The following is a 25083-nucleotide window of genomic DNA, read 5'->3' as shown; positions in this document are numbered from 1 at the left end:
GCATGGTGCTCAAGCAATGCATAGTTGTCAGGGAGGATCTGAGGCTGTCAACAGGAAAGCTCGCGGTCCAGGTGGCGCATGCTTCGATAATGGCAATGGAGCTCGCCAGAAAGGAGATCGTTGAGGAGTGGATGCAGGAGGGCATGAGGAAGATCGTCCTCAGAGGGAGAGATGAGGAGCACCTCTTCCAGCTCAGATCTGAGGCAGAATCCCTGGGGATACCGGCTGCCATCGTCAGGGATGCTGGACTCACCGAGATACCTCCTGGAACCGTGACAGCCCTGGGATTGGGACCGGCGCCGGATGATATCATGGACAGGGTGACAGGAAGGCTCAGCCTGCTCTGATCCCGTGACACATTAACGAGAACGTCGGGCCGAGGGGCTGGGGGGCCGCTTCTGCGCTCTGGAGGGGGCTTCCAGCTTACCCCCACCTGAGCTGTGATTTTCCAGGATTAACCTCCCGATGCGGGCAACCGATCCAGACGCTATCCAAGCACCTCCACTAGCAGGAAGTTTGATCTCCATGGGCATCTCATGAGGGATCATGAGACGTGATCTGATGGAGATACTTGTATGCCCTGTTTGCAGGGGAGATCTCGAACTCGAGGTCTTCGAGGAGAACGAGAGGGAGATACTCACTGGAAGGCTCACGTGCAGATCCTGTGGCGAGGTGTATCCGATAGAGGAGGGAATACCCAACATGCTGCCGCCGGAGCTTCGCGAGAGGCGTTAATACACTAGAGAAATATTTATAAAATATGATCACATCTTTATCCTGGATGGAGTACGTGATCAGGATAAACGACAGCGCAGGTGAAAGCGAGCCGGAACCGGTATCTCTGAGGTTACCGCCTGGTGGTAGTGATGAGATACGCCTTCGGGTTGTCAATCTGGGCGAGCCAACCAATCTGATTGTTAAAACGAATCATAGCATCAATCGCTATCTGAAACCTGAGAAAACGAATCATTACATAGTGCTCGAGGAATCGATCCCGATCTCGGTGAGGATGCCGGAGACTGGTGAGATTGTGAGCGGTGAGCTTCTGCTCGTCACAGACACCACTACCAAAAAAATCCCGGTGACACTGGAGGCTGATGGCATTCCCAGAGATGACAGCAAAGAGGAGGATTTGATGGAGTATAGTAGTCATGATGGTTATGGTGAGAGGTACAATGCTGAGGCAGGTCAACCGATCTTTTGTTCATCATCAGAAGATCCACGCGATGGTTACAGTGATGAATACGATGCTGAAGTTGATGATGATCGAAGCGATGCGGGTTACTACAAAAGCGATCGGTACTACCGTCATGACTCATGGATCGGTCCGCGCGAGAGTGAGAGCATTGAGCGATATGAGCCGGTCCCCGGATGCGGCATCTACTGCATCGATCTGATCCCGGGCGCTATGATCCTGGCAGCTACCATCATACTCATGGTGCTGACGTTCCACACCAGAACCCTGCCGCTCTTCCCCGGAGCATTGGCCACATCCATGATGATCGTCAGCCTTATCATCTATGGTACAGCTACCCTGTTGAGATCTTAGCTCCAGATGAGAGTGATCTGTTTGAGGTACATTGTGGTCACTGGCGGGGTGATGAGCGGGCTTGGCAAGGGCATAACTGCAGCCTCGATAGGCAGGCTGCTCATGAACAAGGGGTACAGGGTCACGGCCATAAAGATAGATCCCTATATCAACATAGACGCGGGGCTCATGAGCCCGTTCCAGCATGGCGAGGTATATGTGCTCAAGGACGGCGGCGAGGTTGATCTCGACCTCGGCAACTACGAGCGCTTTCTCGACATAGAGCTCACAAGAGATCACAACATCACGACCGGAAAGGTATACAGCACTGTCATCGAGAAGGAACGGCGCGGCGAGTACCTGGGAAAGACCGTTCAGATAATACCACACATAACAGACGAGATAAAAAGACGCATACGCCAGGTATCGAGAACCGGAGGAAGCGAGATCTGTCTCATCGAGGTTGGTGGAACTGTTGGCGACATAGAGTCGATGCCGTTCCTTGAGGCGATGAGGCAGCTGAAGTATGAGGAATCGGGCAACATATTCTTTGTCCATGTAACGCTTGCGCCGATGACCTCTGACGGCGAGCAGAAGACGAAGCCGACGCAGCACAGCGTAAAGGAGATGCGCGAGCTGGGGCTTCAGCCAGACATGATAGTGGTGAGGTGCAAGAAGCCGCTGCTCCCAGAGACGAAGGCGAAGATCGCGCACTTCTGCGATGTCCCAATAGAGGCTGTGATCAGCGGGCACGATTCGGATGACATCTACAGGGTTCCGCTCCAGCTCGAGGCAGAGGGTCTAACTAAATATATCATGAAGGCCATGCGGCTGTTCCCGCTGGAGGAACGGAGGGACTGGTACGATCTCGTCCAGAGGATGGATTCGATCAGAGAGAAGGTCAGCATGGCTCTTGTTGGAAAGTACACATCCGGATCACAGTGCACGGATCCGATGAAGGATGCCTACCTCTCGATACGCGAGGCTTTGAAGCATGCAGGCATCGAGGCTGGGGTGATGCCCGAGATCTCCTGGATAGATGCAGAGGATCTTGAGAGGATCCAACCCGAGAAAGTGCTGAGGGATTTCGATGGCATACTTGTGCCGGGAGGTTTTGGGGCGCGGGGCACCGAGGGCAAGATGAACGCCATAAGGTACGCGAGGGAGAAAGGGATACCGTACCTTGGGATATGTTTCGGAATGCAGCTCGCAGTCATAGAGTTCGCCCGGAACGTCTGTGGTCTTGAGGGTGCGTCGAGCACAGAGTTCGGCGAGACGCCGCATCCTGTCATCGCGCTGCTACCGGAGCAGGAGAAGGTCAGGCAGATGGGGGCGACGATGCGGCTGGGCAACTATCCCGCACATCTCATCGAGGGCACTCTCGCCCACAGGATCTACGGCACCACGGAGATCGTTGAGCGGCACAGGCACAGATATGAGGTGAACCCGGCATACATCGAGGTACTCGAGAAGAACGGGCTACTCTTCTCAGGAAGGAACGGGGATCTGATGGAGATCATGGAGATCCCGGGACATCCCTTCTTCTTCGCGTGTCAGTTTCATCCCGAGATGAGGTCGAGGCCGGGCAGGCCATCGCCTCCATTTTTGGCATTCGTCGAGGCGATGAAAGCACAGCGGCTCAGGAGAACAGGTTCCACATACACCCTCGAACTGACCGCCTGATAAGCGTTATCTGTATATCATCTCCTCTTTTATCGGTCTTCCACAGTGAGGGCATATGATCTCACGGCACTCCCTTCTCCTCTGAAGAACCTCGCTGAAGCCGGATGCGATTATGCCCGCAGGCAGCGCGAATAGACCTATTCCCAGCATCACAACCATAGAGCCTATGAGCTTGCCAGCTGGTGTTATGGGAAACATATCTCCGTAGCCGACGGTTGCCAGCGTCACCAGGCCCCACCACATGGCTGCGGGTATCGATGAGAATTTATCAGGCTGTGCGTCGTGCTCCACCTCGTACATCAGTGTGGATGAGACCAGGAGAAGTATCATTATGGATACAAAGACCAGAAGAAGTTCGTCCTTCTTCAGCTTGAGGACGTCGATGAAGAGATCGACCGACTCCGAGTACCTTGCGAGCTTCATGACTCTGAACAGCCGGAAGAGGCGGACCACTCTGAGAACTCTTGTATCTGGCAGCACAAAGGGCAGGTAAAACGGCAGGAATGCAAGCAGATCAATAACTGCAAGCGGTGTTACCATGAATCTCAATCTTCCACGGATGGGCTCTCTGAAGCGGGGATCGACTGTGCACGACCATACCCTGAGAATATACTCGATGGTGAACACTGCGACGGAAAAGATTTCGAAGGCCCTGAAGAGAGAGGCATAGTGCGCGCTGATCCACAAGACGGTTTCGAGCATCACCGCTATGACGTTGAGAACTATGAGGCAAATTATGCTGTGTTGGATAACTATTTAAACTAGGAAAATATATAATATATTTCATGGCCTATGAGGATAACCGCAATTGGCGCGAATACAATGAGAAATTGGTTAGGCGAGGATGGTTTTACCTTAGCACTGACTTTGTGAATAATTGGGATGAAGAGCTACTGAAGATGAATAAGAACAAGAATGGCAGACCCTATCGCTATCCTGAGACATTTATTCAATTTTGTGGTTTAGCATACGCCTTTCTTCATTTACCATACAGGCAGCTCGAAGGATTTATTCAGGCGCTAAGCGGATTTGTTCCTGGGCTGTTGGCTGCCGATTATTCGACATTATGGCAGAGGATTACGAATTTGGAGTTGAATATTCCAATACCTGATAACGATTTAGTGGTCGCAGTTGACTCAACAGGAATGAAGGTTACGAATAGAGGCGACTGGATGAGAGAAAGTCATGGTGTTGAACGCAGAGGCTGGATAAAAGTGCATATCGCCGTAGATGTTGAAACAAGGAAGCCCGTAACCTTCGAGATAACCGATGAGACCGTCACTGATCATGAGATGGTAAAACCGCTGCTGGAAGATGTTAAGCTTGAAGATTCACTGATGGATGGAGCTTATGATAAGGAGGGGGTATTCGATTTCATGAAAGAGAAGGGCGTAGATATGCCTGGAATCAAGATCAGGAAGAATGCTATCGTCAAAGCAGGCTCGTCCAGAGCCGAACCAGTTCTTGAGTTTATGAAGTATGGATACCACAGTTGGAAAATTGTGCATGGATATGGAAGAAGGTGGGCGGCTGAAAGTGTATTCTCAGCAATTAAGAGGATATTTGGCGAGACTGTGAGGGCCACTTCGAAGGAAGGCATGATTCGCGAAGTACGCAGGATGTTCACATTTTATACTATAATTTTAAGCGTATAACATTATGACGAAGATTCTTGAAAGAATAAGAGAGAATATATGAATATAAAGCTACTTATCCAACACAGCAGGCAAATTATGAAGAGATCGATATATCTTCCCGCATCGTCGCCGGGCTCAAGTAGCCTGTAGACACGATGCCTGATTTCCGAGCTCATTCACGGGTGCTGAGGATCTATCCGGATAAAAGATTTTGCTCGTGTGTGCTGTTTTGATTAACTAATAGCTCTGGAGTCGATTGCTATCGATTTTTGCCAGGATTGGTATTTATATGAATTCAGTCTATGCTATCGAATTCTCAAACATTATTCAACACAGCATTGCTCGCGTGTGCTGTGTTGAATAATTCCCCAAAAATTGATCTCTAGATATTGATTCTTTTGCTAATTCACGTTCTCGATCAGATGAGACCTATACGTACGGTTTTGGTGGACTCATCCAATACAGCTTTTTCTCCAAAAAATTAATAAATCATGTAACTCAATTTGTATATGTGATATCAAACAAATACTATATTCATTATGATAATAATAAGTTCAAAAAGAAGAAAAATCATCAAATTAAGTTATATCAGGTGATTGTAATTTGAATATTTATTTGCCCATTTCATTCAAAAAGTGTGATGCCATAACCAAAATGAATATCTCATGGTTATCAAATTACATCATCTCCTTTCTCATCATCCTCATACTCAACTTCGTGCTTCCCAGAATGGTGCCGGGCGATCCGCTTCATGCCATATATGGAGAGGAGGCTCTGATAGCAATGACCCCTGAGATGGAAGCAGAGATAATAAAAAGATTCGCCCTTGACCAGCCATGGCACACGCAGCTGATCACATACATAACAGCATTGATCACCGGTGATCTAGGATACTCTTACTACTACAGAACCGGTGTCTCAGATGTGGTACTGAGCTTTCTCCCCTGGACGCTACTCCTCACAGGTCTTGCTTTCGTCATCTCCTCGTGCATAGGATTTATCCTGGGCATAGAGTCCGGTTACAGGAGGGGCTCGAAGCTGGATGGCTGCATGCTTTCAAGCATGATGTTTCTGGGAGGCATGCCTGACTTCTTCATTGGGATCGTCCTCCTGCTCCTATTTGGTGTGGCTCTGGGATGGGCGCCCCTCGGAGGGGCGATGAGCCCGTACGCCGGACATACCGGTATCGATCTGTTGCTGGATATCGTGCACCATCTGATTCTCCCGCTGATATCCCTGGTGCTCGTCCAGCTCGCTCCCACATACCTGCTCACAAGAAATGCCATGCTAACCACGCTCAGGGCCAGATTCATAATGACAGCGAAGGCCACCGGGTTGAAAGAGGGGGCGATAAGATACAGGCATGCTGGCAGGAACTCTCTCCTGCCTGTTGTGACTGCAATGGGAATGCGCGTGCCACACATGATAACAGGAGCACTCTTCCTCGAGATAGTCTTCTCGTACCCCGGTGTGGGGACGCTGCTCAACACTGCGCTCAGCGCGCGGGACTACCCGCTCATACAAGGTGTGCTGCTCATCGTCACAGTAACAGTCCTGATAACAAACTTTCTGGTGGATATGACCTACATCCGACTTGATCCGAGGGTGAGGTATGCACGTTGATATTTGGAAGGAGATGAGATCCAGCCTGGCAGGGACTTTCGGGATGTTGATAATGGCGGTGATACTGATTCTTGCTGCATCCGCCCCTCTCATAGCCCCATCGTACAGGGAGATCGGGCCGGTCTTCAGTCCGCCATCGGGAGAGCACATACTCGGCACAGACGACCTCGGTCAGGATATCGCGGGCAAGCTTGTACATGGCGCGAGGACATCGCTGATGATCGCAATAGGTGTGGCTATTCTCTCAGCGCTTATAAGTGTGGTCATCGGGGGAAGCGCTGCGATTCTTGGTGGCACATATGACAGGATTTGCATGCGGGCTGTGGATGCGGTGATCGCGTTGCCATCAATGATTGTTATGATACTTGTGGCATCTTATCTCCGCCCGAATCTTGGACTCCTGATAATCCTGATCTCCCTTTTCAGCTGGCCGGGCGGCGCGAGGATTGTGAGATCGCAGACGCTCTCGCTCAGGGAGAGGCTCCATGTCCTGGCGGCCCGCACCTTCGGCGCATCCCGGAGGTATCTTCTTTTCAGGCATATCGTCCCGGATCTGAGCCCGATTCTTGTGGCCATAATGATACAGGATGCCAGGCGTGCTGTTCTCATGGAGGCAGGCCTGGCATTTCTGGGTGTCTCAGACCCGATGATTGTGAGCTGGGGCAGGATGATGAAGCAGGCGATGTCGTTCACGTATCTAGATGTATGGAAGTGGTGGCTAATTCCCACCGGAGTTCTGCTTTCGTTGACACTTGTCGGGTTGAGCTTGATCGCCGCTTCTCTTGAGAGAGCGATGGATCCGCGGCTGCGGGAGGATGTCTGATGCTTGAGGTAATTGGGCTCAGAGCTCGATACGGAGAGAATGAGGTTCTGAAAGGCATAGATCTCAGGCTTGAAAGGGGAGATTCTCTGGCGGTCGTCGGAGAGTCAGGCGCGGGCAAGACAACGCTGGGCCTGTCGATAATGCGGCTCGCTGCCGCCAAGCTCGAGGGCGAGATAGTCTTCGATGGAACGAATCTTCTGGAGCTCTCAGAGGATGAGATGAGGAGGCTGCGCGGCGACAGGATGGCAATGGTCTTCCAGAACGTCGAGGATGCGCTCGATCCTGTTTACACTGCAGAGGAGCAGGTCTGCGAGGCGATAGCGGCTCACAACAGATGGAACAAATCGCGCATAAGGGAGAGAGCCCGCGCACTGCTCACTGCAGTGGGGCTCGATGGGACGCGGTACAGGCTTTATCCGCACCAGCTGAGTGGTGGGGAGAGGCAGAGGGTTCTCATCGCCATGGCGCTCGCCAACGACCCGGAGCTTCTCATCCTGGACGAGCCGACCGCTTCGCTGGACGCGCTCACAAAAGCTGACATCGTGGAGCTCCTCAGATCTGCAACATCAGATCGCATCTCTTTGATAATCACGCACGACATATCGCTCGCATCCGCTCTAAGCAAAAAAATTGCGGTGCTCTACTCAGGGATGATCCTGGAGGTAGGCAGGACTGCTGATCTGATCAGAAACCCGAGACATCCGTACACAAGAGGGCTGCTGAGATCTTTCCCGAGCATGAACACAACAAAGGACCTCCAGGGAATTCCGGGGAGGACCATACCCGGCATCAGCGGCTGTCCCTTCCACCCGCGGTGCACTCAAAAGATAGAGGTCTGCAGGAATTTGGTTCCAAGACTCGCAGAATTGAACGGCAGGATGATCGCTTGTCACAGGGGCGGGATAGTCCCGCTGCTGGAGATCAGGGATGTGTGCAAGAAGTTCAATGGATTTTCCGCGGTATCGCATGTCAGCCTCACGCTTTACGAGGGCGAGACGCTTGCGCTTGTGGGCGAGAGCGGATCGGGAAAGACGACTCTTGCAAAGATCATCATGGGGATAATTGAGCCTGACTCAGGGGAGATTCTTCTTGAGAGGGAGCGTGCGAGATGGGACGCCGGATTTTACAGACGAGTGCAGATGATATTCCAGAACCCGAAGGAGTCGATAAGCCACAGGCTGAACGTGCTTCAGGCTGTCAGGGAGCCTCTGGATGTGCAGAGGATCGGGAGCGAGGAGGAGAGGATTGCGAGCGCGATGAAGGCCCTGGAGAACGCCGAGCTCTCTACAGATCCTGAGTTTTTAAGAAGATATCCGCATCAGCTCAGCGGTGGCGAGGCACAGCGCGTTGCAATAGCCAGAGCTCTGGTAATGCATCCAAAGCTGCTCATCGCCGATGAGCCCACTTCAGCGCTAGATCCGAGCGTCCAGGCGAAGATCCTGAGGCTGCTCATGGACCTGCAGGAGCGGATGGGGCTGTCGATACTGTTCATCACGCACGACATCGCCCTTGCGAGAAAGGTGAGTGACAGGATCGCGGTCATGCTCAGAGGGAGCATCGTTGAGGAGGGGCCGTCGGGCGAGGTTATCAGAGAGCCTGCGCATCGGTACACCGCATCGCTAGTAAGATGCGCAGCCATGAGCTCTGTGATGGAAGAACGTGCTGTGGAACAGTAGCTCTCAGATCGGCTGTAAAATCTGCGGGGCAGGATGCATGAGCACCCTGCCCTTCTCTGCCACTCCCCTACAGCTTTATTCTTGGAACCCCCACACCTGTGAGAACATCATCGCCCTGGAGTATATTCAGATAATATGTCTTCGAGCCGTCCATATACGGGTATATACTGCTGTAGTATCCTGAGTTCAAGTACTGCTCTGCATAGCTTCTGTACAACACCGACTCAGGAGTGACCTTCACGGTGGTGACGTCGTTCTGCTTCGCATAGTTCATCATCATATTCTTGATATCGTTCGCTCCATCTCCGTAGATCAGATACCTCGACCACAGGCTTGCAGCAGTCCCTGCGATGTGTGGTGTGGCCATGCTCGTGCCGCTCATCGTTGTGTAGTATCCCCAGTATGTCGGGTACGTCGAGTAAACGCTCACTCCTGGCGCTCCGAATGTGACCTCGTTGCCCTCAGGCACATAATCGCCGTCGTTCGAGCCGGGTGAGGACCACCATATCGCATTTCCTGATCTGTCTATGGCGCCGACGCCGACGACGCCGGGGTAGCGGGCTGGCGTTGCCATTGTTGGATTGTCCGGGACGCCGTTGCCAGCCGCAGCTACAACCAGCACACCATTCGCCATTGCGTAATCGAGAGCCCTGTTGAGCGTGCTGGACTCCACAGAGCCGCCGAGTGACATCGATATTATCTCAGCTCCGAGATCGGTGGCCCTGTAGATTCCGCTGGCGACATCGCTGTAGTAGAAGTTGGTGCTGTATACCCTGAGGTCAGCCTCAGGCGCCATCCCGTATATGCCCCTTCCATCGAATCCGCCATCGGCAACTATCGTGCCCGCCACATGCGTTCCGTGGCCGTGGCTATCGGACTGGGAGTACTCTCCCGGGCCGTATGGATCTGCGAAGTCCTCGATCCCCATGAGCAGATCCGGGTGGAGTGTGTCGGCGCCAGTATCTATTATCGCGACATCGATCCCCTCTCCTCCGTAGGTCTTGGAGAGAGATGAGCTACTGTACATGTACTCCACTCCCCACGGCACCCTGTCATATGGAGTCTTGCTCCTGGGCCGAACCTCCCAGAGCTTGTCCCATTTGTATGATGATGTCACTATATCGTTCGCTCTAGTCGCGGCTGTGTAGCTTCCCGAGCTGTAGTAGTTCTTTGCCGCCACCCATCTTCCGTTCTCCCACTGCCATATCTTCATGTCTGACTTCTTCGCTGATATTGCAGAGGAGGCTGTGGATACGTATTCGTCAATGCTGTGGTGGTCGTTCTTCGGATAAGCATGCGAGTATAGATGGCTCTGGTAGAGGTACACATCACCGCCGGATCTCTTGGCTGCATATGTGTACAGCCCGCTCTTAACAGTCGATCCTGTCCCAGACTGAGTGTACGAAAGAGCCTTATCGCTTCCTGTCTTGATCTCCACATCTGATACCGCACTCTTCACGGTCTCGGCGCTCACCGTGAGTTCCCCTGATCCGGCCTTCGTCCACTCGCCGTGGGATCTCGCGAAGTTACTGAGATACGATGCAGATGAGTCAGCTTTTAGCGATTTTGCATATCCTGAGGTGTCAACAAGCGCACCGGTCCTGTGGTAGAGCACATTGTTGTACCTTGTATTCGACGCATCGGCGAGCGTTGTTAGCGACATCTTGCTCGCGCCGTTTACGATCGATGATGCAGATGAGCGGTCGCCATTCGAGCTCGCTCTGGATGATGATGACACTGTTGCCGTGCCTGTCACCGTAAGTGACTGCGAGCTTATTACCTTGATCGGATCTGAGATCGCGATCTGGGTTCCCGAGATCGTGCCTGATGACGAGAGAGAGCTGGCTGCACTGAGTTCCTCGCCATTGCTCCTCGACCATGCGCTCTGTGATGTTTTGAGCACTCCTTTCGTGCTGCTCACAGTCTGGTACATCGCAGCACTGCTATCGCTGTATGTGGCAGAGCCCGCTATGCTGTATGGATAACCTTTGCCGCTCACGCTGTTCGACACGGATTTTGTCCCATCTGTACTTCTGTATGTGGATGAGATCGGAGACATCTTGCCCCTTCCGGATCTGCTCCAGGTTGTGGTCACGCTGTTTCCTGAGGCGATGCCAATCGACTGGGAGCTCATAGGCTTCGAGACCCTGCTCTGCGCTTCTTTTGTGATCGAACTCCCCTTCGGATTGGATATGACAGAGCTCAGACTCAGCTGATCTCCGGTCGCAACCACTGATGTGCCTGACAGGGCGTATCCTCCGGTGGCCGCCAGGAGCATCGCCGAGGCGCTCTCCTCCGCATCCGCCCCCTCATCCTCTATGATGATCTCGTGCTTGCTGCTGCTCTCCGAATCAGACGCGGATGCTGTCAGGCTTCCGGGGCCGGTCATTGCTACATCACCGTAGACTGCAGCATTCTCAGAGCCGAGACTGCCATACAGCGCCCCTTCTGAAAATGTGGATGCCACCTCCCCGCTTCCTTCCTTGTTCGAGAAGCCAGCAGAGACATATCCGTTCATGCCGGCGATTCGGGTGTTATCCAGTGCGGATACATCTGCACCCACGCTCAGGCTCTGCGCGGATGAGAGCATGCCGGATTCTACACCTGCGCTGTGCACTGCCTCGATATCACCGGTGACGCCATTCAGTGAGGATGATACAGAGCCCGAGGCAGATAGTGCCTGCGAGATGCCCGCTCCACTGCCATCCCCGGCAACGGCGCTCGAAAGCGAGAGGTATGATGTGCTCTCGATGCTGCTGCCAGCACTGTACCCATTTGATGATATGGATGTGGAGATGCGGTTGGTTCCCGTTCCGGAGGCGCTCTTCGTCTGTTCCACCGAGCCCTGTCCGAGGTTCGTCGACTCTGAAAGCTCCGTGGAGGTATCCAACTCGTAGCTTTCAGAGACTGTCACAGCTCCGCCATAACCGCTGGAACCGTAGCTCACCGATATCGCACATGCTGTGGGAATTGCGAGGATAACAGCAAGGAGACAAGCATATTTTATGGGCCCCATCCACACCACCCACCAGTACCTTTGATACGTACTCTAGATAAGTATTTAAGATACTTATTAGATATAAGTATTTCCGATAAGGGTAAAAATTAACGCACATATGTGTGTGGCAACTTGTAGGTTGTAGGGCATGCGATGTGGTTGGTGATAGCACTCGTTCATTCGACACAAACGCATAACATGACCACTGCTCCTTCGGGCAAGTCATCAAATGGATAAAAGCGAAAAATTAATTCAATTTGTGTGAATTTTTACATGGTTCGTCTCTGTGATTTGACAGATCAGTAACCTGGCGGAAAGAGAAGAAGTCGGTTGCTGCTGGTTGGGCACGTCAGAAATTGCCGCTCCTGCGACTCGACCGATGAGTCCATGTAGAAAAAGGAGCGTCTCGATCTTGAAAAGATTGCACAGTCTGGGTCATGATAGTGAACATGACAGATAAATGTTGTAGAAGATCAATCTGCTCCTCAACATGCTCCGGCGCGCCTCATCTCATCGATGACCGCATCTGTGAACTCAGATGTCGTGCACAAGCCGCCCAGATCCGGCGTTTTCACCCCTTTCGAGAGCGTGCGGTCCACCGCCTGATGGATCGACTGCGCCCTCTCCATCTCACCGAACCACTCGAGCATCATCGCAGCGCTCCGTATGGCTCCCACCGGGTTTGCTATGCCATTGCCTGCAATGTCGGGCGCGCTGCCGTGTATCGGCTCGAAGAGCGCCCAGCGATCGCCCAGATTCGCGCTGGCGCAGAGCCCCAGGCTGCCGACAATGCCGGCGCCCTCATCGCTGAGAATGTCCCCGAAGAGATTTGTCGTCACCATCACATCAAACATCTCCGGCCTTATCACCATGTTGTATGCCGCGGCATCAACCAGCATATCATCATACCTGATTCCATACCTTTCAGCGACCTCCCTGCATGTTTTTAAAAACAGCACGTCGCTCTTCAGGACGTTCGCCTTGTGTATTATTGTGAGATGTTTGCGTTCCGATGCGATCCTGCACGCCACCTCGGCTATCCTCTGGCTCCCCTTTCTCGTTATGACACGCACGGTCCTGGCCTCTTCATCGCCGAGCATCTCCAGACCTGAATACAGCCCCTCGGTGTTCTCCCTCACAATGATCACATCGATCCTGCTCGAGCGCAGGGGGCGTATGTTCGCATACAGGTCCAGCTCCTTTCTTATCCTTATCAGGACACTCCTATAACCAGGATCAGGAGGAGTCGTGATCGCCCCGAAGAGTATGCAGTCGCAATCCTTCATCCTTTCTATATCATCATCTGTTATGGCCTTTCCATCACGCCTCCATCTGCCATAGCCTATATCGAACTCTACGAGCTCCCCATCGAATCCTGCTGCATTCAAGACACGAAGAGCGCTCGATATGACCTCAGGCCCGATGCCATCGCCCGGCACAAGAGCGATTTTCTTCATTTACTCCCCCTTATCGATTCGGCCAGCATTCTCAGCGCCTGCTCTATCTGATGCGGCCCGTCACCCCAGTGGACCACGACACCAGTATGACCGTGCAACCTGATCAAACCCCTCCGCTCCGACCTGCAGCATCTGGTGATAAACGGGCCTTCTGGAATCAAAAGATCTCCGCTCACAGGGCATATGTTGGTGAACCTGTGCGCTCTCCCACCATAGACAGCTCTGAAGATCTCCCTGGATATCTCGCATCCCACGATCTTTGGCATGGCGGCCATGACCCTGTCAGCATCGAGCGATCTTCCAAGGCCGGATGCCCTGCACGGAAAGTAGACATCATCCCCCTTGAAACTCCTGAGGTCGAGAACTCTGGGCTTGAAGCTCATTGTCAGATCTCCTATGATACCGCATTCCTCAAGCCGTTCTATGACATACACAAGCCACGGCGGCTCGGGAGGCTGGACATCCAGGATCTCAATCTCTGTTATCGCTCCTGGATCAGGGTCGTGGACGAAGGTAACATGCTCATCCGGACCCCTGAAGATGACAGTATTGACATCTCCCCTGCAGATGTCCATCGCCAGTCTTATGAGATGCGCCCTGTTCCTCGTGTTCACAATCTCCGGATACTCAGCTATCTCTTCGCCGCTGGAGAGGAGTTCAACATGCTTCGCCCTTCTCATGAACCCCTCTCCCTCGCTCTCAATCCTGTAAATGCTGATCTCGTTCCCGTCATACGATATCAGGTACTTGGTTGCAAAGTACACAGGATCGCCATGCCTGGGCTCTCTTGATACGCCTATCTGCTTGTAGTCCTCTGGGAATATCAAATCAGACCGCGCTCCCTTTGCTTTCTTCTGTGGGCCACGAGCCCTCCATCGTTCAGGATCTCCATCAGGAAGTCCGGAAGTTTTCTGCCGGTATATTCCCTTCCGCCTGCGATGACCCTCCCCCGGGAGAGATCTACCTCCACGACCTCCCCCGGCTCGCACATGACATCTGCCTCAATGAGAGGGAGACCGATGTTTATGGCGTTCCTGTAAAATATCCTGGCGAAGGATCGGGCGACGATGCATGATATTCCTGCGAGCTTCAGGGCAAGCGGGGCCTGCTCCCTGGAAGAGCCGCACCCGAAGTTCTTGCCTGCTACTATAACATCCCCTGGCTGGACCTTTGATGAGAACGACGGATCCAGACCCTCCATGACGTGCTCCGCCAGCTCGCGCAGATCCTTTGTCCTGAGGTATTTCCCTGGAATTATTACATCTGTATCAACATCATCCCCAAAGACCCATGCCCTGCCCCTGATCATGATGCGGAGTGAGGACGCATCTTTAATATTCCTTTCTCCCAAATGGGATGATCTTTTTGGTTCGTCTCTAGCCATGTAAAACCACTGGTTCTGCGATGTTGCCCCTGGCAAATAATGCCTTTTCCAGCACAGCTTGCAATATATGAGCGGTCGTCTCAAAATCGCCTCAAGGCTCCTCCTGTGATTCGGCGCCGTTAACATTGTAGAAAGGGGCAAAGCCGAATGCAACTGGTTGAGGCTGTCAGAACTCGCCTCTCGGACAGTTCAACCACATGAGCCTCGCTTCGAAATCTGGCCCAGAGGCTCGATTGTGCAGATCTGGAATGCCCAGGAGTTGTCATTACGGAAGGTGGTGTACCGATAGCATCAGATACTTTAAGACGACTTCTGAGTGAAGACTGCAGCGATCTCGAAAAGCTTGATACAATTCGGATCTCTGAGATCGCAGACACAGGTGTTGCAGGGTGGCAGATCCAAATATATAGCGGGATACCGCAACCCGCAAGAAGTCTCACTTTTTGAGCGACGTGAGCTTATCTTAATTCCAACACCAGAACATCCAGCCTAATAGGTTTTCTATATGAAGATATTTTATATCTCACTTGGTTTTATACAAATTTAAATACATAAAAATATATTATTTATTTACAAATCACTAAAATAAATTTATTGACACGAAAAAAAGTTTATTTTTTAAAAGCAATTTATCTACTGTACTAATTTTGTATAATTTTTATATACATTCGCTTGTGTTATCTTTGTCTGGCAAGTCACGTGGTCTTGATGGATGCAAATCAAACGTCTATCTGTTCCTCACTGCGGACGAATGTAGTGAGCAATTCGATGGAGTCTATCGGAGCTGTGATGTGATCCATGTGCATCCATCTGCAGATATCGGTTTCTCCTCATGCGCATGGCAACTTGTGAGCATGCGATGTGGTTGGTGATAGCACTCATTCATTCGCCAGGAAGACATAGCATGACCACTGCTCTTCGGGCAGGTCATCAAATGTATAAGAGCGCCGACATTTTCACATAGCCAGCGGGGGATAAGAGCGATCGATTTTTATCTCTTGCAACTTCACGCATGATCGTCATTTAAGGTTTTGTATCGATGCCACCGCTATGCCGGATTTTATTCGCATATCATATGGTATTGAGATCCAGATGTGCTTTGAAAATCATATATTCTGTCAGCTCATTTATTCCAAATGTTATGTGAATTTGCCTCCTTTTGCGCGCATACCCCTCATTCATTACATAAAAAACTGCTCTGAAGAGGATTTCATAAAATTGCATAACCTGAAACCCATAACATATAGGAATAAAGCGCCACCAAAATTAATTTAATACATGAACTATAAAAATAAATCATACCATCCATGCATTCATCTCATCGGTGATAAAACTAATTATAGTATTGGTTTAATTATAAACATAATTTGAACTAAAACATCTAATTTTGCTTAAATCGGCGGTCACACGTTTTTATATAATCAATAAAATTAAATATTAATTTTTGATATATTTAAAATAGTAGCTTTTTAACTAGATATAATTAATGAGTTATACAAAAAAATGCAAAAATTTAAAATTTAACATATAAAAGATAAAGCTATATATAATATTTATTTTAAGTAATTACATAATATCTTAAAAATTTATTAATATTATTATATGATTAAAAATCTTTAAATTAGAACCGCGGCTCAAAAAGTGAGACATCTTTATGATATATTTCATTTTTATAAATTCATGCTAAATTTTCAGCTTATCCGAGCGATCTTATCGATTTCGTCCCGGATATGGCATCTAGCAACAAATCGCTTTATATCTCATGAACCATATCCTGCATTGAGGTGAGAGTCATGGTACGATGGAGCGCAGATCGGGGCCTGCAGGCGAGAATGCTTCTGACGATGTTCTTGCTTGCAGCTGTATACCTGATATTCATAAACGTCATAATGGCAATGGGGGTGGGCATACAGGGAGTTGTCCTGATCATGGGCTTGTTTCTCTTCATACAGTACTTCTACTCGGACAAGATCGCCCTCGCAAGTGTCGGCGCGCGGATCGTCTCTGAGAGCGAGGCTCCTGAGCTGCACGAGCTCGTGGGGAGGCTCTGCGCAATAGCAGGTCTTCCAAAGCCCAGGATAGCGATCGTTCGCACAGACATACCCAATGCATTTGCCACCGGCCGGAGCCAGTCAAGCTCCGTGGTCGCAGTCACCACAGGTCTTCTCAGAAGACTTGATAAAAGCGAGCTGGAGGCGGTTCTCGCCCACGAGCTGTCACACATCAAAAACAGAGATGTGGCGGTGATGACGATCGCGAGCTTCCTCTCGACAGTGGCATCTGTGATAGTCCAGAACATATTCTTCCTGGGCGACAGGCGCGACCGGGAGTCAGGCAACCTCTTCGCTGTTTGGCTCGTCTCCCTGATTGTGTGGATCGTGAGCTTCATACTCATAAGGACTCTCTCAAGGTACAGGGAGTTCTCGGCGGACAGGGGATCGGCCATCATAACAGGAAGGCCCTCGGCTCTCGTATCTGCACTCATGAAGATCAGCGGTACCATGGCCAGGATCCCGAGGGAGGATCTCAGGAAGGTGGAGGGGATGAACGCATTCTTCATAATTCCCACGGGCGCCATAGCGAACCTCCTCTCAACACATCCCCCCATCGAGGCGAGAATTGCGGCGCTCGAGCGTCTTGAGAGGGAGATTCTCTGATGGGCTTTCTCGACTTTATTCTTGGTACCACAAAGCTGCCACAGCCGAAGTCTGAGAGGCTCTTCGCCATAGCCACAGCGAGAATCACGCTCGAGGCGAAGCTCGGGCTTAAGCCAGCAGGAAACGCAGCGATCTGCATAAAGCCTCTGGAGTCATCGACGTACGAGCGCACGCGTGCCGAGGTGGAGGACCTGCTGAAGCTTGGTTCGAGAGAGACTGGCACTGCATACCGCCTCGAGAGCGACAGTTACGGCTATCTGTGGGTGGTTCTCACAGACCAGGATTTCGAGGATCTCGTCTCTGGAATTCACATGGTCTCCAGGAGTCTCACAGACAGCGGGCTTGGCCAGCAGCTTCTATGCGCTGTGTTTCCGTTTTCCAACAACTCCAAGGTTTACTGGATATTCAGCTTCAAGCTGGGCGCGTACTACCCCTTTGTCCCAGCCAGCGAAAAACCCGGCAGGGAGCGGGACAGCGCGCTGGAGCTCAGGCTGAGGTCTGTGATGTCCGAGGAGCTCCCCATAGAAAAGAACGTGGAGCGGTGGTATCCCATATGGGAGATGCCGCTCTAATCCTCGATCAGACCCTGTCCCCTGAATATGCCCCTCGCCTCCTCGAAAGTCAGATCCGAAGGCGGAAGAATCAGATCAGATTTTACGATCTCGCTCGCCTCCAGCGGCTCACACCGCTCCCTGACAAGCGAGACCATCCTGAGCAGCTCGTTCCTGAACCCCTCACGATCCCCCTTCTCCACAAGCTCCACGATGCGGTTGTCAATGGCGTTGAGATCCTCGATGATGGCATCAGGTGCCCTGTACTGGCCCTCGCCCATTATCCTGATGATCATTTCGTCTCACCCCTGAGCCTGGCCAGCTCCGCATCTACGGCGCTTGATGTTTTCGCCTTCGAGAGTTCTCTATCCAGAGCATCTCCTCCGGTGTAGTCCTCGAGAACCCCCTTTTCGAGGAGATCATCGAGAGCTGCAGCGCGGGCCTTCATCCCTTCAGTCTTCTCCTCGGCGCGCTGTATCGCAAGACCGACGTCCGCGAGTTCCTCGCTTATGCCTGTCACAGATTCGCTCACCTTGACCTGCGCCTCAGCCGCTGAATACTGCGCCTTTATCGCCTCCTTCCTGGCGCGAAGCGTCTCTATCTTCGTTGAGAGGCGTGTCTCCACAGCGATGAGCTTCTGCTCCTCGCGATCGAGCTCGGCGATCTGCGCATCCAGGGTCTCGATCTGGTTCTGCAGGGATACCTTTCTCTCGAGCGCCTGCCTTGCGAGATCCTCCCTTCCGGAGTTCAGGGCTTCGCGCGCCTTCCCTTCGAGCTGCTCCGCGTTCTGTGCAAGCCTGGCGCGCTGGAGCTCCAGGCGTTTCTTAGAGGTGGCGACCTCTGCAATGCCCCTCTTGACATTCTGGAGCAGCTCGAGCTGCTTTTCATAGGAGTAATCCAGCACTTCTCTCGGATCCTCCATCTTGTCCATTATCCTGCTCATCTTCGATCTGACTATCGTTCCCATGCGATCTAAAAGGCCCATCTCAAACCTCCTATCAGAGCATTCAGCAATCATACCTCAAGGCCCGAGTGCATCTCTAAGGGAAAACGTTATAAGCTGGACGCTCTATCAAACACCACGTTCGCGGGCTCGTAGCTTAGCCTGGCGGAGCGCACGGCTGATAACCGTGAGGTCACGCGTTCGAATCGCGTCGGGCCCATATTTTTTTATCTTTTTGATATATCTCCCTCTATGATGGTGTTCATCACATAATCGAATTCTATGCTGTCGCACCATCCGGCCTTCTCGAATATCCCCATGAAGCAAACTCCCATAACACTTTTGTGGGGGATTTTTCCGAGAAGTTGCCTCATATCTTCAATGCTGACGCCGATCTTGGGCATGGCCATTCCCCCAAGCACCACGAGAACATCCGCGTCCGGGGAGCACATCTCTCCCAGCTCCATGCCGTATTCGGTGGCGATGACCCTGCGTGTCTTCTCCGGGCTCACTCCAGGCACGAATGCCAGCCTCTTCTCCCTCACAGGATATCCCAGGAAGAGCGCGAATGGCGTGCAGAATCCGGGAGATCCTATGAACGTGATGCTCTCGAAATCCTTAACCATGTCCCTGAAGCCATTCAGCATTCCTCCAAGCCCTTTGACGTCCTGTATCTTCTCCATATTCGATACCCCATGTTAATATGTCATCTAATATTAGTATTATATGTCTCCTCTCAGCCAGCAAGACGCAGCACAGCCTATCATTATTGGCTCGCCCGGCTGGTTCAGCGGGATGCAGGGGTCCGAATAACGGGAAAGAGTTTACAACAAGAGCTGATGGCTCGTTTATTTCTGGTTTCAAACTCTCATTCGGATACACCAGATGCAACCATGAAAATGCAAATCCATGAAATGTCAGTCTCGATCAGGATCTATGATCTTTATGGATATGAGCTTAAAAATAAACATGACCCGGGTCTCTTCATTTCAGGTCATAAAAAACAGACCAGTGGTAGGGATCAGTCATCCTCTCTCACATCCCATACGTTGTCCTTGCCCTCATCGTACATGCTGATGTCGTTGTCGTGAATGTCATTCCTCATGAAGGAGTTCCTGCTTCCAGTGCAATGGATCCCGTACTTGTTGCCCTGCGCGACGTTGTCTGCGATTGTGTTGTTGTCGGACAGAACTTTTATTCCTGCATTGCCACATCCGCAACTACCGGAGTTCGTGACCCTGAACCCCCTCAGGGTCACATTGTCTGCGCTTATCGTTATGGCGCTGCCAATCCCTTCTGCGTCTATCACAGGCATTCCTCCACCGGTGTCCACGCCGACAAGCGTCAGGCTCTTCGAGACGTACACGTGCTCGAAGTATATCCCGCTGTGAACCTCGATTGTGTCTCCAGCGCTGGCAGCATTTATCGCCTCCTGCACGCTCGAGAAATCGCATCCTTCTCCGCAGACGGTCACCGCCCTGGCAGGGAGCGAAGCTATGATTATGACACACGCCATCGTGATACATGAATACCACCGCATCCCACCGCCTCCACAACATGCACAACAAGCTTTATTTCTTAAAAGCATTTGGAGAAGAGAGCGACTTAGGGGAATTGTATGCGACTTTCGATGGAGTTGGAGCTGCAGGACGTGCCGGGGCAACTGCTCCTAGCACTGCAACCCATAAAGAATGCCAGAGGGAACATAATCAGTGTTGTACACCACAGGGACAGGAAGACACCCAGGGGCACGGTGCCTGTGAGGCTCATCGTTGAGATGGACAGGTCAAAGCTTGAGGGTGTGAAGAAAGAGCTTGAGAGGAGTGGGATCGTCGTTGTGCGTGCCGGAGAGGAGCGCTTCATAGAGGAGGTGTCAGTGATACTTGTTGGCCATGTTCTAGACAGCGATCTGGGAGATACAGTGAGCAGGATCGACTCTACGGGGTATGCTGAGGTCATGGATCTCTCCCTCTCCATGCCGGGTGTCGATGAGCCATCATCGGCGTACATGAAGATCAGGGCCACAGGAAAGAAAGAGATGCAGAGAGCACTGGAGATTCTGCGTGAGGTGGGTGCTCAGAAGAAGCTACTCGTGATAGAACCGGTGGAGGATGATCTATGAGGGAGGTCAGGATCTCGCTGATCGGCTACGGTGTCGTCGGCCACGGAGTAGTCGATGTCATCAGCAGGAAGCGCAAGATGCTCAGGGGGCTGGGGCTTGATCTCAAGATTGTCAGCATTACAGACCACACAGGCACACTGGTTAATGAGGATGGTATATCAGGGGAGAGTGTTCTCAGTCACAAGACCCTCCATGAGGTTGCAAACTCTGAGATGAGCGCCAAGGAGACCATAAGATCTGTGAACTCGGAGCTGGTCGTGGAGGTCACGCCGACGAACATAGTCCACGGACAGCCTGGCCTGGGCCACATGGAGGAAGCTCTCTCCAATGGAAAGCACGTGGTCACCTCAAACAAAGGGCCTCTTGTTGTTGCGTACGATAAACTGAAGCGACTGGCTGATGATAACGGCGTAATGCTGAAGTTCGAGGCGACAGTCGGCGGCACGATGCCCCTGATAAATCTGATAGAGAGAACGCTCGTCGGGAACACCATTCTGGGTATACGCGGCATATTCAACGGCACATGCAACTACATCCTCACGAGGATGGCCGAGGAGCAGTATCCATTCAGCAGGGCCCTGGCTGAGGCGCAGGAGCTGGGGTATGCCGAGGCTGACCCGACATACGATATAGAGGGCGTGGATACAGCTGCGAAGATCGTCATACTGGCGAATGCGATATTCAACATGAACGTGAAGTACAATGATGTCCAGGTGAGGGGCATAACAGAGATCACACCCGAGTCCCTGGCGCTTGCGAAGAAGCACGGGTATGTTATAAAGCTGATCGGCGAGGTGCCGGCGCTGACCGTCAGGCCGATGCTCGTGCCGATCAGGAGCCCACTTGCAGTCGGATCCACACTTAACGCAGCTGCGATATACACAGATCTTTCAGGTACGATAACGGTCACCGGTCTCGGGGCGGGGGGCTTGGAGACCGCAGCCGCGATACTGAGCGATATTGTGAGCATATACAGGACGAAGCGCGTGGATGCGATATTCTGATGACAGGCTTCGCGAGATTCGCAGAGCTCTGCGAGCGGATATCACAAACATCAGGCTCTCTTGAGAAGACAGACATACTGGCATCCTTCCTATCAGATCTGGAATCAGATGATCTTAGAATCGTTGCAGGCTTCGTCATGGGTGTCGTCATACCGGGAACAGAGCTCGGTGTCGGCCCAAGCCTTCTCTACGAGTCCATATCCAGGGCAACAGGCCTGAGCAGCGATGCAGTAAATGAGCTCCTGCGTGCCACCGGAGATCCCGGGCTTGTCGCGTACAGAGCGGTCGAGAGGAGAAAACCGCTCACGCTTGCGGCATTCTCCGGAAGCGAGGGGCTCGAGGTACAGGATGTCTATCAGAGGTTTCTCTCGATAGCAAAGGCCTCCGGCAGGGGCAGTCAGGAGATCAGGGTGAAGAATCTTCAGTACATGTTCAGTGAGGCCTCGCCGCTGGAGGCAAAGTACATCGCCAGGCTCGCGATGGAGGACATGAGGATAGGCGTCGGCGAGGGGCTCGTAAGGGATGCGATTGCAAAGGCATTTGGTGTGTCTAAAGAGGATGTGGAGAGGGCGTACAACCTGACGAATGATCTGGGGCTGGTCGCAGAGTACGCGAAGCTCGGAAGGCTGAACGAGCTGGGGATAAGCATAAACCGTCCGATCAAGATGATGCTGGCTCAGATCGGTGAGAGCATCGAGGCCTCTCTCGCAGAGGGCGCGACAGCAGTGGAATGGAAGTTCGATGGCGCCAGGGTCCAGATCCATAAGGATAAGGGAAATGTGAGAATATTCTCCCGCAGACTTGAGGATGTCACATCGTCCCTGCCCGAGATAAGGGAGATCGTGAGGGGGCATGTCAGGGCGAGGACAGCAATCCTCGATGGGGAGGCTGTGGCAACAGGCGAGGACGGGCGGCCGCTCCCGTTCCAGGAGATACTAAGGAGGTTCCGCAGGAAGTACGGAGTCGCGAGGACTGCGAAGACGATACCCCTGAAACTGCACCTCTTCGACATAATATACATGGACGGGGCGAGCCTTCTTGATGAACCTCTGGAGGAGAGGCGGAGGGTCCTCGTCAGCGTGGCGGATCCTGAGATCATAGCTGAGCAGGTAGTGACGAGCGATGTCCACAGGGTGGAGGAGATCTACAGAGAGGCGCTTGCAGCCGGGCACGAGGGCGTGATGCTCAAGAATCCCTCATCGACGTACACTCCGGGCAAGAGGGGCAAGAACTGGCTCAAGATCAAACCGCTCCTCGAATCCCTGGATCTCGTTGTGATCGGCGCACGGTGGGGGGAAGGGAAGAGAGCGAACCTTCTCGGCTCTTACAGGCTCGCCTGCATCGACACCGATACCGGGGAGCTGAAGGATGTCGGCTGGGTCGCAACAGGGATCACGGATGAGATGCTCGCGGAGCTCACCGAGCTCTTCCGGGAGCTGATAGTCAAGGAGAACGGGATGGAGGTGGAGGTTCATCCGGAGATCGTCTTCGAGGTGGGCTATGAGGAGATCCAGAGGAGCCCCAATTACTCATCCGGCTACGCCCTGCGTTTTCCAAGGCTGATCGCCGTCAGGGATGATAAATCACCATCTGAAGCTGATACGCTTGAGAGGATTGGCGAGATATATCGGCTTCAGAGGGGCAGATCCAAAAAATGAGGAGCTTTAAAAATGATCGTGAAGAAGCTGAATGAGCTGAGTTCAGAGGACCTGAAGGTTCTTCTGTCTAGAGAGATCGGAATACAGGACGTCCTGCAGAGGGTCAACGACATTGTGATGGATGTCGCAGAGAACGGCGATGAAGCTCTGAGGAGATACACGGAGCAGTTCGATGGCGTGCGCCTTGAGAGCTTCAGGGTATCAGATGATGAGATCGAGGAGGCGTACGATGCTGTGGATGAGAGTCTTCTCAGATCTCTGGAGCTTGCGGCTCAGAACATCTACGCATTCCATGATGAGGAGCGCACGAAGGATCTCTGGTTGTACCAGGTCGCGCCTGGGGTAGTCGCAGGGCAGAAGGTCGTGCCGCTGGAGAGCGTCGGTGCTTATGTTCCCGGCGGAAGAGCCGCGTATCCGAGCTCTGCGCTGATGTGTGTTATTCCCGCGAAGGTCGCGGGCGTTGAGAGAATGGTCGTGTGCACGCCGCCGGACAGATCTGGCAGGATCTCGCCTCTAACGTTAGCCGCCGCGGATATTGCCGGTGCGGATGAGATCTACAAGCTTGGGGGAGCTCAGGCGATAGCTGCCATGGCCCTCGGAACCGAGAGCATTGAGCGTGTCGAGAAGATAGTCGGACCCGGGAATATATACGTCACTGCAGCGAAAATGCTCGTGAGAGGCAGCGTCGAGATAGATTTTCCAGCGGGACCCTCAGAGGTTTTAATCATAGCGGATTCATCTGCGGATCCCGAGTTCGTAGCAGCGGATATGATCGCCCAGGCCGAGCACGATCCATCATCGATAGCGGTAGTTGTCACGACCAGCGAACCGCTGGCTAAGGCCATCGAGACGGAGATACCATCTCAGATTGAGAAAGCGGAGCGGAGGGATATAGTCCAGGCGAGCCTTGAGCGATGTGCCATCCTGTTGGCCGAGAGTCTGGATGACGCTTTGGCATTTTCGAACGCATTCGCGCCTGAGCACCTGGAGCTGATGGTCAGGGATCCGATGGATGCCCTGAACCTTGTGAGAAGCGCTGGATCTGTGTTTCTCGGGCACTATACACCCGTAGCTGCTGGCGATTACGCAACAGGAACGAACCATGTGCTTCCCACAGCTGGTTACGCGAGGATCTTCTCTGGTTTGAACATAGATGCGTTCACCAAGAAGATATCCATACAGAGCATGACCGCAGATGGGCTTGAGTCGCTCGCGGATGCTATAATAAAGATGGCCGAGTCTGAGGGGCTCAGGGCACACGCTGAATCCGTGCGGATCCGGATGAGGAGATGAGCAGCATCCGGGAAGATTGTACTTCAGGATCGCACATTTACCGACA

The 25083-nt window shown here is 52.4% G+C and carries 23 protein-coding genes and 1 tRNA gene; 15 read left to right on the top strand and 9 right to left on the bottom strand.

Going from position 1 to position 25083, the window contains the following annotated elements; translation table 11 throughout:
* Positions 1 to 2 precede the first annotated feature (2 nt).
* The 4 genes from pth2 to pyrG all read left to right on the top strand — a co-directional run bounded on the left by pth2 (position 3) and on the right by pyrG (position 3211).
* Positions 3 to 347, top strand: a complete 345-nt coding sequence (gene pth2, locus MTHE_RS04495; protein WP_011696048.1) for a peptidyl-tRNA hydrolase Pth2 — start codon at positions 3 to 5, stop codon at positions 345 to 347.
* 199 nt (positions 348 to 546) lie between these two features.
* Positions 547 to 735 carry a methytransferase partner Trm112 gene (locus tag MTHE_RS04490; protein WP_011696047.1) on the top strand — a complete coding sequence of 63 codons (189 nt, stop codon included), beginning with the start codon at positions 547 to 549 and terminating at the stop codon, positions 733 to 735.
* 46 nt (positions 736 to 781) lie between these two features.
* Positions 782 to 1549: a hypothetical protein gene (locus MTHE_RS04485; protein WP_175265795.1), complete on the top strand. Its 768-nt coding sequence runs from the start codon at positions 782 to 784 to the stop codon at positions 1547 to 1549.
* Positions 1550 to 1570: 21 nt separating this feature from the next.
* Positions 1571 to 3211 carry a glutamine hydrolyzing CTP synthase gene (gene pyrG, locus MTHE_RS04480; protein ID WP_011696045.1) on the top strand — a complete coding sequence of 547 codons (1641 nt, stop codon included), beginning with the start codon at positions 1571 to 1573 and terminating at the stop codon, positions 3209 to 3211.
* A 6-nt stretch (positions 3212 to 3217) separates the two neighbouring features.
* Here pyrG and MTHE_RS04475 read toward each other — a convergent pair whose 3' ends face one another.
* Positions 3218 to 3913 (bottom strand): ion transporter, encoded by a 696-nt coding sequence (locus MTHE_RS04475; RefSeq protein ID WP_011696044.1) that lies wholly within the window; start codon positions 3911 to 3913, stop codon positions 3218 to 3220.
* Between the two features lie 83 nt (positions 3914 to 3996).
* Between MTHE_RS04475 and MTHE_RS04470 the strand changes: the two genes are divergently transcribed.
* The 4 genes from MTHE_RS04470 (at position 3997) to MTHE_RS04455 (ending at position 8970) form a co-directional block, all read left to right on the top strand.
* Complete coding sequence (locus MTHE_RS04470; RefSeq protein WP_011695394.1) at positions 3997 to 4866, top strand: IS5-like element ISMth3 family transposase; 870 nt, start codon at positions 3997 to 3999, stop codon at positions 4864 to 4866.
* 636 nt (positions 4867 to 5502) lie between these two features.
* Complete coding sequence (locus MTHE_RS04465; protein ID WP_175265793.1) at positions 5503 to 6471, top strand: ABC transporter permease; 969 nt, start codon at positions 5503 to 5505, stop codon at positions 6469 to 6471.
* Positions 6461 to 7294, top strand: a complete 834-nt coding sequence (locus MTHE_RS04460; protein WP_011696042.1) for an ABC transporter permease — start codon at positions 6461 to 6463, stop codon at positions 7292 to 7294. Before MTHE_RS04465 ends, MTHE_RS04460 begins: the two co-directional genes overlap by 11 nt.
* The gene (locus tag MTHE_RS04455; RefSeq protein ID WP_011696041.1) at positions 7294 to 8970 is read left to right on the top strand and encodes an ABC transporter ATP-binding protein; all 1677 of its coding nucleotides are present in this window, start codon (positions 7294 to 7296) and stop codon (positions 8968 to 8970) included. The genes MTHE_RS04460 and MTHE_RS04455 overlap by 1 nt, the downstream gene beginning before the upstream one ends.
* 67 nt (positions 8971 to 9037) lie before the next feature.
* Here MTHE_RS04455 and MTHE_RS04450 read toward each other — a convergent pair whose 3' ends face one another.
* The 4 genes from MTHE_RS04450 to MTHE_RS04435 all read right to left on the bottom strand — a co-directional run bounded on the left by MTHE_RS04450 (position 9038) and on the right by MTHE_RS04435 (position 14734).
* Positions 9038 to 11986 (bottom strand): S8 family serine peptidase, encoded by a 2949-nt coding sequence (locus MTHE_RS04450; RefSeq protein ID WP_175265792.1) that lies wholly within the window; start codon positions 11984 to 11986, stop codon positions 9038 to 9040.
* A 467-nt stretch (positions 11987 to 12453) separates the two neighbouring features.
* Entirely contained in the window at positions 12454 to 13425 is a 972-nt protein-coding gene (locus MTHE_RS04445; protein WP_011696040.1) for an isocitrate/isopropylmalate dehydrogenase family protein, read from the bottom strand.
* Positions 13422 to 14252, bottom strand: coding sequence for a DUF7714 family protein (locus MTHE_RS04440; RefSeq protein ID WP_011696039.1), 831 nt, complete (start codon positions 14250 to 14252; stop codon positions 13422 to 13424). The genes MTHE_RS04445 and MTHE_RS04440 overlap by 4 nt, the downstream gene beginning before the upstream one ends.
* Positions 14249 to 14734: a 3-isopropylmalate dehydratase small subunit gene (locus MTHE_RS04435; RefSeq protein WP_011696038.1), complete on the bottom strand. Its 486-nt coding sequence runs from the start codon at positions 14732 to 14734 to the stop codon at positions 14249 to 14251. The genes MTHE_RS04440 and MTHE_RS04435 overlap by 4 nt, the downstream gene beginning before the upstream one ends.
* A gap of 1868 nt (positions 14735 to 16602) precedes the next feature.
* On the opposite strand from MTHE_RS04435, the gene htpX reads away from it, so the two are divergent.
* On the top strand, positions 16603 to 17466 hold the full coding sequence (gene htpX / locus MTHE_RS04430; RefSeq protein ID WP_011696037.1) for a zinc metalloprotease HtpX: 864 nt from the start codon (positions 16603 to 16605) through the stop codon (positions 17464 to 17466).
* Positions 17466 to 18038 carry a PspA-associated protein PspAB gene (gene pspAB, locus MTHE_RS04425; RefSeq protein WP_011696036.1) on the top strand — a complete coding sequence of 191 codons (573 nt, stop codon included), beginning with the start codon at positions 17466 to 17468 and terminating at the stop codon, positions 18036 to 18038. Before htpX ends, pspAB begins: the two co-directional genes overlap by 1 nt.
* On the opposite strand, the gene pspAA is transcribed toward pspAB, so the two are convergent.
* Positions 18035 to 18313 (bottom strand): PspA-associated protein PspAA, encoded by a 279-nt coding sequence (pspAA, locus tag MTHE_RS04420; protein ID WP_011696035.1) that lies wholly within the window; start codon positions 18311 to 18313, stop codon positions 18035 to 18037. The two genes, pspAB and pspAA, sit on opposite strands and share 4 nt — an antisense overlap.
* Positions 18310 to 19002 carry a PspA/IM30 family protein gene (locus MTHE_RS04415; protein ID WP_011696034.1) on the bottom strand — a complete coding sequence of 231 codons (693 nt, stop codon included), beginning with the start codon at positions 19000 to 19002 and terminating at the stop codon, positions 18310 to 18312. The genes pspAA and MTHE_RS04415 overlap by 4 nt, the downstream gene beginning before the upstream one ends.
* Before the next feature lie 104 nt (positions 19003 to 19106).
* Between MTHE_RS04415 and MTHE_RS04410 the strand changes: the two genes are divergently transcribed.
* A tRNA-Ile gene (locus MTHE_RS04410) sits at positions 19107 to 19180 on the top strand.
* A 7-nt stretch (positions 19181 to 19187) separates the two neighbouring features.
* On the opposite strand, the gene MTHE_RS04405 is transcribed toward MTHE_RS04410, so the two are convergent.
* Positions 19188 to 19643: a DUF2124 domain-containing protein gene (locus MTHE_RS04405; RefSeq protein WP_011696033.1), complete on the bottom strand. Its 456-nt coding sequence runs from the start codon at positions 19641 to 19643 to the stop codon at positions 19188 to 19190.
* Positions 19644 to 19981: 338 nt separating this feature from the next.
* Positions 19982 to 20476, bottom strand: coding sequence for a right-handed parallel beta-helix repeat-containing protein (locus MTHE_RS04400; protein ID WP_175265791.1), 495 nt, complete (start codon positions 20474 to 20476; stop codon positions 19982 to 19984).
* 102 nt (positions 20477 to 20578) lie between these two features.
* On the opposite strand from MTHE_RS04400, the gene MTHE_RS04395 reads away from it, so the two are divergent.
* Genes MTHE_RS04395 through hisD form a run of 4 tightly spaced genes read left to right on the top strand, consistent with a single transcriptional unit; the run spans position 20579 to position 25037 of the window.
* Positions 20579 to 21082 carry an amino acid-binding protein gene (locus MTHE_RS04395; RefSeq protein ID WP_011696031.1) on the top strand — a complete coding sequence of 168 codons (504 nt, stop codon included), beginning with the start codon at positions 20579 to 20581 and terminating at the stop codon, positions 21080 to 21082.
* A complete protein-coding gene (locus MTHE_RS04390) occupies positions 21079 to 22086 on the top strand; it encodes a homoserine dehydrogenase (protein WP_011696030.1) in 1008 nt (335 codons plus the stop codon). Before MTHE_RS04395 ends, MTHE_RS04390 begins: the two co-directional genes overlap by 4 nt.
* Entirely contained in the window at positions 22086 to 23744 is a 1659-nt protein-coding gene (locus MTHE_RS04385; protein WP_011696029.1) for an ATP-dependent DNA ligase, read from the top strand. Before MTHE_RS04390 ends, MTHE_RS04385 begins: the two co-directional genes overlap by 1 nt.
* 12 nt (positions 23745 to 23756) lie before the next feature.
* Positions 23757 to 25037 carry a histidinol dehydrogenase gene (hisD, locus tag MTHE_RS04380; protein WP_011696028.1) on the top strand — a complete coding sequence of 427 codons (1281 nt, stop codon included), beginning with the start codon at positions 23757 to 23759 and terminating at the stop codon, positions 25035 to 25037.
* Positions 25038 to 25083 lie beyond the last annotated feature (46 nt).

Source organism: Methanothrix thermoacetophila PT, from assembly GCF_000014945.1.
Lineage (GTDB): Archaea > Halobacteriota > Methanosarcinia > Methanotrichales > Methanotrichaceae > Methanothrix_B > Methanothrix_B thermoacetophila.
Note: the sequence above shows the minus strand (reverse complement) of the source record. Positions and strands in the feature narration are given on the sequence as shown.

Excerpts from the sequence above, each read along its gene's own strand:
- pth2 (WP_011696048.1), top strand. The coding sequence starts at position 3 with ATGGTGCTCAAGCAATGCATAGTTGTCAGGGAGGATCTGAGGCTGTCA.
- MTHE_RS04490 (WP_011696047.1), top strand. The coding sequence starts at position 547 with ATGAGACGTGATCTGATGGAGATACTTGTATGCCCTGTTTGCAGGGGA.
- MTHE_RS04485 (WP_175265795.1), top strand. The coding sequence starts at position 782 with ATGGAGTACGTGATCAGGATAAACGACAGCGCAGGTGAAAGCGAGCCG.
- MTHE_RS04475 (WP_011696044.1), bottom strand. The coding sequence starts at position 3,913 with ATGCTCGAAACCGTCTTGTGGATCAGCGCGCACTATGCCTCTCTCTTC.
- MTHE_RS04470 (WP_011695394.1), top strand. The coding sequence starts at position 3,997 with ATGGCCTATGAGGATAACCGCAATTGGCGCGAATACAATGAGAAATTG.
- MTHE_RS04465 (WP_175265793.1), top strand. The coding sequence starts at position 5,503 with ATGAATATCTCATGGTTATCAAATTACATCATCTCCTTTCTCATCATC.
- MTHE_RS04460 (WP_011696042.1), top strand. The coding sequence starts at position 6,461 with ATGCACGTTGATATTTGGAAGGAGATGAGATCCAGCCTGGCAGGGACT.
- MTHE_RS04455 (WP_011696041.1), top strand. The coding sequence starts at position 7,294 with ATGCTTGAGGTAATTGGGCTCAGAGCTCGATACGGAGAGAATGAGGTT.
- MTHE_RS04450 (WP_175265792.1), bottom strand. The coding sequence starts at position 11,986 with ATGGGGCCCATAAAATATGCTTGTCTCCTTGCTGTTATCCTCGCAATT.
- MTHE_RS04445 (WP_011696040.1), bottom strand. The coding sequence starts at position 13,425 with ATGAAGAAAATCGCTCTTGTGCCGGGCGATGGCATCGGGCCTGAGGTC.
- MTHE_RS04435 (WP_011696038.1), bottom strand. The coding sequence starts at position 14,734 with ATGATCAGGGGCAGGGCATGGGTCTTTGGGGATGATGTTGATACAGAT.
- htpX (WP_011696037.1), top strand. The coding sequence starts at position 16,603 with ATGGTACGATGGAGCGCAGATCGGGGCCTGCAGGCGAGAATGCTTCTG.
- pspAB (WP_011696036.1), top strand. The coding sequence starts at position 17,466 with ATGGGCTTTCTCGACTTTATTCTTGGTACCACAAAGCTGCCACAGCCG.
- pspAA (WP_011696035.1), bottom strand. The coding sequence starts at position 18,313 with ATGATCATCAGGATAATGGGCGAGGGCCAGTACAGGGCACCTGATGCC.
- MTHE_RS04415 (WP_011696034.1), bottom strand. The coding sequence starts at position 19,002 with ATGGGCCTTTTAGATCGCATGGGAACGATAGTCAGATCGAAGATGAGC.
- MTHE_RS04405 (WP_011696033.1), bottom strand. The coding sequence starts at position 19,643 with ATGGAGAAGATACAGGACGTCAAAGGGCTTGGAGGAATGCTGAATGGC.
- MTHE_RS04400 (WP_175265791.1), bottom strand. The coding sequence starts at position 20,476 with ATGGCGTGTGTCATAATCATAGCTTCGCTCCCTGCCAGGGCGGTGACC.
- MTHE_RS04395 (WP_011696031.1), top strand. The coding sequence starts at position 20,579 with ATGCGACTTTCGATGGAGTTGGAGCTGCAGGACGTGCCGGGGCAACTG.
- MTHE_RS04390 (WP_011696030.1), top strand. The coding sequence starts at position 21,079 with ATGAGGGAGGTCAGGATCTCGCTGATCGGCTACGGTGTCGTCGGCCAC.
- MTHE_RS04385 (WP_011696029.1), top strand. The coding sequence starts at position 22,086 with ATGACAGGCTTCGCGAGATTCGCAGAGCTCTGCGAGCGGATATCACAA.
- hisD (WP_011696028.1), top strand. The coding sequence starts at position 23,757 with ATGATCGTGAAGAAGCTGAATGAGCTGAGTTCAGAGGACCTGAAGGTT.